Annotated in this window: 9 protein-coding genes; 5 read left to right on the plus strand and 4 right to left on the minus strand. The window is 63.5% G+C overall.

Annotated features, from left to right (window positions below; genetic code table 11):
- Positions 1-2: 2 nt before the first annotated feature.
- The 3 genes from sdhD to AB4Y42_RS02900 form a co-directional block, all read right to left on the minus strand.
- On the minus strand, positions 3-371 hold the full coding sequence (sdhD, locus tag AB4Y42_RS02890; protein WP_042273220.1) for a succinate dehydrogenase, hydrophobic membrane anchor protein: 369 nt from the start codon (positions 369-371) through the stop codon (positions 3-5).
- Between the two features lie 3 nt (positions 372-374).
- The gene (gene sdhC, locus AB4Y42_RS02895; RefSeq protein ID WP_133183855.1) at positions 375-791 is read right to left on the minus strand and encodes a succinate dehydrogenase, cytochrome b556 subunit; all 417 of its coding nucleotides are present in this window, start codon (positions 789-791) and stop codon (positions 375-377) included.
- 150 nt (positions 792-941) lie between these two features.
- Positions 942-1,739: a GntR family transcriptional regulator gene (locus AB4Y42_RS02900; protein ID WP_342918525.1), complete on the minus strand. Its 798-nt coding sequence runs from the start codon at positions 1,737-1,739 to the stop codon at positions 942-944.
- Between the two features lie 602 nt (positions 1,740-2,341).
- Between AB4Y42_RS02900 and AB4Y42_RS02905 the strand changes: the two genes are divergently transcribed.
- From AB4Y42_RS02905 to acnA, 5 genes are all read left to right on the plus strand, one after another.
- Positions 2,342-3,328: a malate dehydrogenase gene (locus AB4Y42_RS02905; RefSeq protein WP_254337501.1), complete on the plus strand. Its 987-nt coding sequence runs from the start codon at positions 2,342-2,344 to the stop codon at positions 3,326-3,328.
- 212 nt (positions 3,329-3,540) lie between these two features.
- A complete protein-coding gene (locus AB4Y42_RS02910) occupies positions 3,541-4,554 on the plus strand; it encodes a CoA ester lyase (protein WP_368689269.1) in 1,014 nt (337 codons plus the stop codon).
- A gap of 287 nt (positions 4,555-4,841) precedes the next feature.
- Positions 4,842-5,366: a hypothetical protein gene (locus AB4Y42_RS02915; protein ID WP_342918523.1), complete on the plus strand. Its 525-nt coding sequence runs from the start codon at positions 4,842-4,844 to the stop codon at positions 5,364-5,366.
- Between the two features lie 19 nt (positions 5,367-5,385).
- Positions 5,386-6,849, plus strand: coding sequence for a bifunctional 2-methylcitrate dehydratase/aconitate hydratase (locus tag AB4Y42_RS02920; protein WP_368693332.1), 1,464 nt, complete (start codon positions 5,386-5,388; stop codon positions 6,847-6,849).
- A 76-nt stretch (positions 6,850-6,925) separates the two neighbouring features.
- On the plus strand, positions 6,926-9,643 hold the full coding sequence (acnA, locus tag AB4Y42_RS02925; protein ID WP_368693333.1) for an aconitate hydratase AcnA: 2,718 nt from the start codon (positions 6,926-6,928) through the stop codon (positions 9,641-9,643).
- Positions 9,644-9,743: 100 nt separating this feature from the next.
- On the opposite strand, the gene AB4Y42_RS02930 is transcribed toward acnA, so the two are convergent.
- Positions 9,744-10,346 (minus strand): response regulator transcription factor, encoded by a 603-nt coding sequence (locus AB4Y42_RS02930; protein ID WP_254319748.1) that lies wholly within the window; start codon positions 10,344-10,346, stop codon positions 9,744-9,746.
- Positions 10,347-10,368: the final 22 nt, after the last annotated feature.

Genomic DNA, 10,368 nt, shown 5'->3' on the forward strand with positions numbered 1-10,368 from the left:
TTTTACACTCTCCAGAGAATCTGAGCGGCGTAGCCGAGGCTGCCCAGCAGCCATGCGATCGTGAGGACGTCCAGCGTGATGCGCAGGCCGACCGGCTTGATGTAGTCCATCCAGATGTCACGCACACCGACCCACGCGTGCAGGAACAGCGCGATCAGGGTGACGAACGTCGCGAGCTTCATCCACTGCGCGGCGAAGATCGAGGCCCAGCCGTCATACGAGAAGTCGTGCGCGCCGAAGAACAGGACGAGCAGCACGATCGTGTAGATCGCCATGATCACGGCGGTGGCGCGTTGTGCGATCCAGTCGCGAATGCCGTAGTGAGCGCCGACGACAAGGCGCTTCGGACCGATACCGTTATTAGCCGACATTTTTTAGAACGCTCCGAAGAGTTTTGCCGCAAAGGCGATCGTGAGGACCGTGGAGATGATCACGACGACGAGGGAGGTCGACTTGCCTTTTTCCTTGCTCACGAGGCCATGGTTGAAGTCCATGCACAGGTGACGCACGCCAGCGCAGAAGTGAAACAGGAACGCCCACCCGAGGACCAGCACGATGAGCTTGACGATGATGTTGGAGAGGAAGCCCTTGAAGACCTCGAAGCTAAGCTCCGAAGTGAGGCTCTGGTCCAACAGGAACAAGATGAAAGGCAGGAACAGGAACAACAACACACCGCTGATGCGGTGGCCGATCGACACACGACCGGCCAGAGGCAGGCGGTATGCGAACAATATCTGCCCAAGCCCGATGTTCCGGTATTCCGGCCTCGGTTTTTTTGCGGCTTCTGCCATGCTAGACCCCTACTATGTGTTAACACTAATTCGCAATTTTAGCGCCTTTTCATATCGCGCTGCAGCGAAATCCACGTCGGGTACGGCTGGTGGTGCGCGCAAGCAAAGGCACTCTGGGAAAGGGCTCCGCGCCTTTTGCGCGGTCGCCCGTCAACTCAAATCATTCTGATAGTAGTACCCGGTTGTGACATACCATCCGCGGCGTACCTCGACCGGCCGGTCTCCATAGGTATAGGACACCCGCTCGACCGATAGCAAAGGAAAACCTGCAGGCACCTTGAGAAGATCGGCCACCGTGGGCTCCGCGGCCACGGCGCGGATCTTCTCGGTCGCACGAATCATGCGCGTGCCGAATTCCGCCTCGAACATGGCGTAGAGCGGGCCTTTGTACTCGGCGAGGCGCTCGCTCGTCAGCCCGCGGAACACGCCGCCGGGCAGCCAGATCTCGTCGAGCACGGTGCTTTCGCCGTCGAACTGCAGCAGACGCCGGATCAGCACCACCGGGTCCGAGGGCTTGAGGTCGAGCTGGCGCGCGATCTCGGCCGAAGCGCGCAGGCGCCGGCACTCGAGCAGCTTGCTCACGTGCGGGTGTTCCGCGCCGTCATCGGCGAGTAACCTGAGAAAGCGAAACTGGGCGCGTTCTTCGTTGTGCGTTGCAACAAACGTGCCCTTGCCCTGGCGGCGCACCAGCAGATTGTCGGCAGCCAGCTCGTCGATCGCCTTGCGTACGGTCCCCTGGCTCACCTTGTAACGGGCGGCCAGTTCGACTTCGCTGGGGATGATTTCGCCGGGCTTCCATTCGCCGGACTCGAGGCTCTGTGTGATGAGCCCCTTGATCTGCTGGTATAGCGGACTGAAGGTCGGGGACGGTGGCACCGCGGGCGCAGACGCTTGAGCCCCGCTCTCGGGAGCGGTGGAATTCGCGTTGCTGGCCGGGTTTGCACTCATGGCGCGCATTTCAACATAAAGCCCCCTACGCATCAAGCATTTTGCCTGCAATAGTTATGTCTTATATAAGACATAAGATACTGTTGACTTTGACCCTGACGACTCCTACACTCCCGATCGAGCAAGGGTTTGCGGGCGGCCTGCATGCTAATTTCAGGACATGAAAGCGGCATGACGAAGAGGCGCCGCCGGCTGCATCCACCTCGTGGCGAATGCGCCGCGAGCCGCCTTGCACGATGCTGTTCCCTCACGCAGTAAACGCAGTAGAGGTTTCGATCCGCCCAGCCGGCACGCGTGAGTCGTTGCGCGCCGCGCGTCTGTGGGAGAGCCCGAGCGAGCTGTTGCAGGAGTCGGCACACGCGAAGCGGCCAGCGTCTGGTGTCCCTCGAAGGGCGCCCCGTTCACCTCTTGCCATGTTGCACAGGTTACCGGCACGGCGGTCCGTGCCGGCGGCGCACGCTTCACGGCTTGTCAGTCATGGTTGTTCCAGTGAAGCGCGCACGCCGGCGATCAAGACCGCCTGTTTCACCTACGCTTCGTGTATCGCGCATATAGAATGGCGTTTTACCCTGGCGTCTAACGCATCTTCCTGGAGATTTTCAATGGCTAAGCCCGCAAAGCGCGTTGCCGTCACCGGCGCCGCAGGTCAGATCGCTTACTCCCTGCTGTTCCGCATTGCGAATGGCGACCTGCTCGGCAAGGATCAGCCCGTCATCCTGCAGCTGCTCGACCTGCCGCAAGCGCAAGCCGCCGTCAAGGGCGTCGTGATGGAACTGGACGACTGCGCATTCCCGCTGCTCGCGGGCGTGGTCATCACCGACGACCCGAAGGTCGCGTTCAAGGACGCCGACGTCGCCCTGCTGGTTGGCGCACGTCCGCGCTCGAAGGGCATGGAGCGTAAGGACCTGCTCTCGGCCAACGCCGAAATCTTCACGGTTCAGGGCAAGGCGCTGAACGACGTCGCCAGCCGCGACGTGAAGGTGCTGGTCGTCGGCAACCCGGCCAACACGAACGCCTACATCGCCATGAAGTCGGCTCCGGACCTGCCGAAGAAGAACTTCACCGCCATGCTGCGTCTGGACCACAACCGCGCGCTCTCGCAACTGGCCGCCAAATCGGGCAAGCCGGTCGCTTCGATCGAGAAGCTCGCCGTGTGGGGCAACCACTCGCCGACGATGTACCCCGACTTCCGTGTCGCAACGGCGGAAGGCCAGTCGCTGACCAAGCTGATCAACGACGACGAATGGAACCGCAACACGTTCATCCCGACGGTCGGCAAGCGCGGCGCGGCGATCATCGAAGCGCGCGGCCTCTCGTCGGCAGCTTCGGCCGCCAACGCAGCGATCGACCACGTGCGTGACTGGGTCCTCGGCACGAACGGCAAGTGGGTCACGATGGGTATCCCGTCGGACGGCTCGTACGGCATTCCCGAAGACATCATCTACGGCGTGCCGGTGACCTGCGAAAACGGCGAGTACAAGCGCGTGGAAGGCCTCGAAATCGACGCGTTCTCGCGCGAGAAGATGGACGGCACGCTCAACGAGCTGCTCGAAGAGCGCGAAGGCGTCGCTCACCTGCTCGGCAAGTAAGCCAGCTTGACGAACGGAACGCGCGTTTGACGCCCGTTCCGTTCTGCTTTACGGGCACGCGGACAGCCTCCGCGGCCCGGCCTGAGCGGCCCCGTTCCATGCGGGCCGGCCAGGGTGCCGCCCGATCCGCATGCGCCTTGCCTTGCCCGCCTTGCCGGCAGGGCGCATGCGAATCCGGTATCTCCTACAAAACTCGACTCCCGACGCCGAAGATGCGCGCCATTCTGCCAGCCGAAGTGCTGTTTGACGGCGAAGCGCCGCCCGCCATCCTGCCCGCATGCGACCACTACGCGGGCAGTGAGAAGCTGATGCTCAAATCGCTCGCGCTGCAGCAGCAGCTGGGCCCGGTATTCGACATCACGCTCGATTGCGAAGACGGCGCGCAGGTGGGCCGCGAGGCCGAACACGCCGAACTCGTGGCGTCGTTCATCGGCGGCGAACACGACCGCTTCGGCCGCGTCGGCGTACGCATCCACGATTTCCATCACCCGCACTGGCGCGACGACGTGCGCATGATCCTGCGCGCCGCGAAGCGCGCGCCGGCCTTCATCACCGTGCCGAAGATCCGCGCCGTGGGCGACGCCGCCGAAATGACGGCGTTCATCGAAGCCACGCGCGTCGAGATGGGCATCGACCAGCCCATTCCCGTTCAATTGCTCGTCGAAACGCATGGCGCACTCGCGCGCGTGTTCGACCTCGCCGCGCTGCGCGGGGTTGAGTCGCTTAGCTTCGGGCTGATGGACTTCGTCTCCGCGCACGACGGCGCGATTCCCGACACGGCCATGCGCTCGCCCGGCCAGTTCGACCACCCGCTCGTGCGCCGCGCGAAGCTCGAAATCGCGGCCGCGTGCCACGCGTTCGGCCGCGTGCCCTCGCACAATGTCAGCACGGAAGTGCGCGACATGGACGTGGTGGCGAACGACGCGCGCCGCGCACGCAACGAGTTCGGCTACACGCGCATGTGGAGCATTCACCCGGCGCAGATTCCCGCGATCGTCGCCGCTTTCGCGCCGCGCGACGAAGAAATTGCGCTGGCCGCCGAAATCCTGCTGGCCGCGCAACACGCACAATGGGGTCCGACACGCCACGGCGACACGCTGCACGACCGCGCGAGCTATCGCTATTACTGGTCGGTGCTGCGCCGCGCGCGCGCCACGGGCCGCGCCGTGCCGGCCGAGGCGGCGCCGCTGTTCGCACCAGGCGAGCTCACGCAGGAGTCGGCCTGATGCGCGCCGCGAACGGACGCAGAAAACGTTTTCAGCGTACCGCGCCCGGGCAACCACGCGGATCTCGCACCGCATAGCGCAGCGACGGCAGTCACGGACAGTTACAGGCAGTTACTTGCGAACCAGGCTGCAAACAACACCGGGCCGGAGAAATTGAAGTTCATGGCGATAAATAGGTGAAAATAGCGTCCGCTGCGCGCTTTCGGGGCGCGCGCAGTGCAAACGGCGGTTGCCTGTTCAACCGCGCACTGATCAACCGCTTTTAGATAGATAAAGGTTTGACACTCATGAAGAAACTGCTGATCGCCGCTGTTATCGGCACGCTGTCCTCGACGCTGATGCTGGCTGCCACTGACGCCGCCGCACAAGGCACGTCGACCACGACGGCCAAGAAGCCGGCTCCGAAGCATCGCATCATCAAGCGCAAGGCCAACCCGGCCAAGGAAGCGAAGGTCGATCCGGTCCCGGAAGGCTCGGAGCACTGGAGCTGCGCGGAAGGCGCACAGTTCGACCTGAAGGGCGACATGGCACGTGACCAGATCGTCACCGTTCACTGGGCGAACAAGAACTACAACCTGCCGCGTCAGGTCACGACCACTGGCGCCGACCGCTTCCACGACGCCGCCACCGGCCTCGACCTCGTCGTGATCCCGACGAAGGCGATGCTGTTCTCGGACAAGGACAGCTCGCGTCTGGCCGACGAGTGCAAGACTGTTGCAATGCAGCAAGGCGCAATGGCGCCGACCCAGGCTCAAGCGCTGAACCCGGCCACCCGCGCTCCGGCAGCCGCCAGCGGCGCCGCGGGCCAGTAAGGACCGCAGGATCGCCTCGATGTCCGCCCTGATCTCCAACGTCAGGCCGCAGCCGGACCAGGTACTGGTCGATATCGTCGACTATGTGCTGGGCGGGTTTGCCAAAGACGGAGTTGACAGCGCGCTCGCGCTGACTACGGCCCGGCATTGCCTGATCGATACCCTCGGCTGCGGACTCGAGGCGCTCTCCTACCCAGCCTGCACCAAGTTGCTGGGACCGATCGTGCCGGGCACGATCGTCCCGCACGGTGCGAAGGTGCCGGGCACGTCATTCCAGCTCGATCCGGTTCAGGCCGCGTTCAACATCGGCGCGATGATCCGCTGGCTCGACTTCAACGACACCTGGCTCGCCGCCGAATGGGGCCATCCGTCGGACAACCTGGGCGGCATCCTCGCGACCGCCGACTGGCTCTCGCGCACCGCCGTCGCCCAGGGCAAGTCGCCGCTCACCATGAAGCAAGTGCTCGAAGGGATGGTGAAGGCGCACGAGATCCAGGGCTGCATTGCGCTGGAAAACTCGTTCAACCAGGTCGGTCTCGACCACGTGCTGCTCGTGAAGCTCGCCTCGACCGCCGTGGTCGGACACATGCTCGGGCTCACGCGCGACGAGCTGATCAACGCCGTTTCGCTCGCGCTGGTCGACGGCCAGTCGCTGCGCACCTACCGCCACGCGCCCAATACGGGCTCGCGCAAGTCGTGGGCCGCAGGCGACGCCACCTCGCGCGCCGTGCGCCTCGCGCTCATGGCGAAAACGGGCGAGATGGGCTATCCCTCGGCGCTCACGGCAAAAACGTGGGGCTTCTACGACGTCTCGTTCAAGGGACAGCCGTTCAGGTTCCAGCGCCCCTACGGCACGTATGTGATGGAAAACGTGCTGTTCAAGATTTCTTTCCCCGCCGAATTCCACGCGCAGACCGCCGCCGAAGCCGCGATGACGCTGCACGGCGTGCTCGCTCAACGCGGCAAAACGGCTGGGGACATCAAGCGCATCACCATCCGCACGCATGAAGCGGCCATCCGCATCATCGACAAGAGCGGGCCGCTTGCCAACCCGGCCGATCGCGACCACTGTATTCAGTACATGGTCGCCGTGCCGCTGATCTTCGGCCGCCTCACCGCCTCCGACTACGAAGACGACGTCGCGGGCGACCCGCGCATCGACGCGCTGCGCGCGAAGACGGTATGCGTGGAAGACCCGCAATTTACGCAGGATTATCACGATCCGGACAAGCGCTCGATCGCGAATGCGCTCACCATAGAGCTCAGCGACGGCACGACGCTCGACGAGGTCGTCGTGGAGTACCCGATCGGCCACAAGCGGCGCCGCGAAGAAGGCATTCCGCTGCTGATCGAGAAGTTTCGAATCAACCTCGCGCGCCGCTTCCCCGCGAAGCAGCAGCAGGCGATTCTCGATGTCTCGCTCGACGAGGCGCGGCTTTGCGCCCTGCCCGTCAACGAGTACGTCGACATGTATGTGATCTGAGCAATCAGGCAGGTATCAGTGACAGCAGCAAACGAGCAGTAAGCGTTATTTCCGCGATTAAACGAAGGAAAACACTATGGCCCACAATCTCCACAAAACGCTAAAAGAATTCGACAGCGGTTCCGGCAAAGGCAAGTTCTACTCGCTGCCGCAACTCGGCAAGCAGCTTGGCGTGAAGATCAATCGTCTGCCGGTCTCGATCCGTCTGGTGCTCGAGTCTGTGCTGCGTAACTACGACGGCAAGAAGATCGCGGAAGAGCACATCGAGCAACTCGCGAACTGGAAGCCGAACGCCACGCGCGTCGACGAAATCCCGTTTGTCGTCGCCCGCGTCGTGCTGCAGGACTTCACCGGCGTGCCGCTGCTCGCCGACATCGCCGCCATGCGCGGCGTGGCCAGGCAGGTCGGCCGTGACCCGAAGGTCATCGAGCCGCTCGTGCCGGTGGATCTCGTCGTCGACCACTCGGTGCAGATCGACTACTTCCGCCAGAAGGACGCGCTCGACCTGAACATGAAACTGGAATTCCAGCGCAACAACGAGCGCTACCAGTTCATGAAGTGGGGCATGCAGGCGTTCGACACGTTCAAGGTCGTGCCGCCGGGCATCGGCATCGTCCACCAGGTGAACCTGGAATACCTCGCACGCGGCGTGCACAAGAAGGCCGAAGGCGGCGATACCGTCTACTACCCTGACACGCTCGTCGGCACCGACAGCCACACCACGATGATCAACGGCATCGGCGTGGTGGGCTGGGGCGTGGGCGGCATCGAAGCGGAAGCCGGCATGCTCGGCCAGCCGGTGTACTTCCTCACGCCCGATGTGGTGGGCGTCGAGCTCAAGGGCAAGCTGCGCGAGGGCTGCACGGCCACCGACCTCGTGCTGACCATCACCGAAATGCTGCGCAAGGAGAAGGTCGTCGGCAAGTTCGTCGAGTTCTTCGGCGAAGGCACGGCGTCGATCGGCGTGCCCGACCGCGCGACCATCGGCAACATGGCGCCGGAATACGGCGCAACGATGGGCTTCTTCCCGGTCGACGAAAAGACGATCGACTACTTCAAGGGCACGGGCCGCACGGAAGCCGAAATCGACGCATTCGCGAACTACTTCAAGGCGCAGGACCTCTTCGGCGTGCCGAAGGCCGGCGACATCGACTACACGAAGACGCTCGTCCTCGACCTCGGCACGGTCGCGCCGTCGCTGGCCGGTCCGAAGCGCCCGCAAGACCGCATCGAAATCGGCAACGTGAAGTCGACCTTCACGGACCTGTTCTCGAAGCCGGTCGCGGAAAACGGCTTCAACAAGAAGGCCGCCGACCTCTCCGCCGAATACGCGGCGGGCGACAAGGTCAAGCTGCACAACGGCGACGTGCTGATCGCCGCGATCACGTCGTGCACCAACACCTCGAACCCGAGCGTGCTGCTGGCCGCCGGCCTGCTCGCGAAGAAGGCCGTGGAAGCGGGCCTGACGGTCGCGCCGCACATCAAGACGTCGCTCGCGCCGGGATCGCGCATCGTCACGGAATACCTGACGAAGACGGGCCTGCTGCCCTACCTCTCGAAGCTCGGCTTCGAACTCGCGGCCTACGGCTGCACGACCTGTATCGGCAACGCCGGCGACCTGACGGCCGAACTCAACGAATCGATCGTCAAGAACGACGTCGTCGCGGCCGCGGTGCTCTCGGGCAACCGCAACTTCGAAGCGCGTATCCACCCGAACATCCGTGCGAACTTCCTGGCCTCGCCGCCGCTTGTCGTCGCTTATGCGATCGCGGGCAACATCACGCGCGACCTGATGACGGAGCCGGTGGGCAAGGGCAAGGGCGGCCGTGACATCTACCTCGGCGACATCTGGCCGACGAGCGACGAAGTCAACGCGCTGCTCAAGTTCGCGCTCGATCCGGACGCGTTCCAGAAAAACTACAGCCAGCTCACGAAGAAGGGCGACCTGTGGAGCAAGATCGAAGGCGAAGAAGGTCAGGTCTACGACTGGCCGAAGTCGACCTACATCGCCGAGCCGCCGTTCTTCGGCAGCGATTTTTCGATGACGCCGTCGTCGTCGGTGGCCGAAGTCAAGGGCGCGCGCGCCCTGGGCATCTTCGGTGACTCGGTCACGACCGACCACATCAGCCCGGCCGGCTCGATCAAGGAAGACTCGCCCGCAGGCAAGTGGCTGAAGGAAAACGGCGTGCAGAAGGCCGACTTCAACAGCTACGGCTCGCGCCGCGGCAACCACGACGTGATGATGCGCGGCACCTTCGCGAACGTGCGCATCAAGAACCTGATGATCCCGGCGAAGGCCGACGGCACGCGCGTGGAAGGCGGCCTGACGATCCATCAGCCGAGCGGCGAACAGCTCTCGATCTATGATGCAGCGATGAAGTACATCGACGCCGGCACGCCGACCATGGTGTTCGCAGGCGAAGAATACGGCACGGGTTCGTCGCGTGACTGGGCAGCCAAGGGCACGCAGCTGCTGGGCGTGAAGGCCGTGGTCGCACGCAGCTTCGAGCGCATCCACCGCTCGAACCTCGTCGGCATGGGCGTTCTGCCGCTGCAGTTCAAGGGTTCGGACAGCGTTCAGTCGCTCGGCCTGACCGGCGAAGAAACGTTCGACATCGAAGGCCTGACGGACGACTTCAAGCCGCAACAGGACCTGACGCTCGTAATCCACCACAAGGACGGCAAGGATCAGCGCGTGCAGGTGCTGCTGCGCATCGACACGCCGATCGAAGTCGACTACTACAAGCACGGCGGTATTCTGCCGTTCGTGCTGCGCTCGCTGCTGGCGGCGTAAGTACGCAGTTTTTTGCAGGTGCCGCGCCCGGCAACGGGTGCGGTCACACTTGGAGCCCGACGCAAGTCGGGCTTTTTTTTCGGCTGTGCTTCGGGTCGGGCTATTCGATCAGCTTGTTCAACGTCGCAAACTCGATCAACGCCGCAAGTGACGACACGCCGAGCTTGTCCAGCACGCGGGTCTTATAGGTGCTGACGGTTTTATCGGAAAGCCCGAGCCGAGCCGCGATACCCTTGTTGCTCAAACCGCGCGCGAGATACTGCAGGACTTCGACTTCACGAGGCGACAGCCCGTTGAGCGCCACGTCGCGGCCGCCGCCGCAGCTGCCCGCCGGGAAGCAGTCGTAGCCGAGCAAGACCGCCTTGACCACACCGCACAGTTCCTCCACACCGCGATTCTTGTTGACATAGCCGTTCGCGCCCGCGACGCGCGTGTGATTGGCCATGACCAGCTCGGGCTTCGCAGAGAGCACGAGAATGCGCGCGCCGGGCTGCGTCGCACGAATGCCGCGGATGACGGAAAGGCCATCGAGCTTCGGCAACTCGAGGTCGAGAATCACCAGGTCGGGATGCAATTCCTGTGCGAGACGCAGGCCCGCTTCGCCGTCGCTGCACTCGCCCACCAGTTCGTACTCCGTATTGAGTACGTTGGCGAGCATCTTCAGCACAATCGGATGGTCGTCGATGACGACGACGCGTTTCATTTTTTGTTCCATGGTGGCGTAT

The sequence above is a fragment of the Paraburkholderia sp. EG286B genome, from assembly GCF_040965655.1.
In the GTDB taxonomy this organism is placed as follows: domain Bacteria; phylum Pseudomonadota; class Gammaproteobacteria; order Burkholderiales; family Burkholderiaceae; genus Paraburkholderia.

Excerpts from the sequence above, each read along its gene's own strand:
- sdhD (WP_042273220.1), bottom strand. The coding sequence starts at position 371 with ATGTCGGCTAATAACGGTATCGGTCCGAAGCGCCTTGTCGTCGGCGCT.
- sdhC (WP_133183855.1), bottom strand. The coding sequence starts at position 791 with ATGGCAGAAGCCGCAAAAAAACCGAGGCCGGAATACCGGAACATCGGG.
- AB4Y42_RS02900 (WP_342918525.1), bottom strand. The coding sequence starts at position 1,739 with ATGAGTGCAAACCCGGCCAGCAACGCGAATTCCACCGCTCCCGAGAGC.
- AB4Y42_RS02905 (WP_254337501.1), top strand. The coding sequence starts at position 2,342 with ATGGCTAAGCCCGCAAAGCGCGTTGCCGTCACCGGCGCCGCAGGTCAG.
- AB4Y42_RS02910 (WP_368689269.1), top strand. The coding sequence starts at position 3,541 with ATGCGCGCCATTCTGCCAGCCGAAGTGCTGTTTGACGGCGAAGCGCCG.
- AB4Y42_RS02915 (WP_342918523.1), top strand. The coding sequence starts at position 4,842 with ATGAAGAAACTGCTGATCGCCGCTGTTATCGGCACGCTGTCCTCGACG.
- AB4Y42_RS02920 (WP_368693332.1), top strand. The coding sequence starts at position 5,386 with ATGTCCGCCCTGATCTCCAACGTCAGGCCGCAGCCGGACCAGGTACTG.
- acnA (WP_368693333.1), top strand. The coding sequence starts at position 6,926 with ATGGCCCACAATCTCCACAAAACGCTAAAAGAATTCGACAGCGGTTCC.
- AB4Y42_RS02930 (WP_254319748.1), bottom strand. The coding sequence starts at position 10,346 with ATGAAACGCGTCGTCGTCATCGACGACCATCCGATTGTGCTGAAGATG.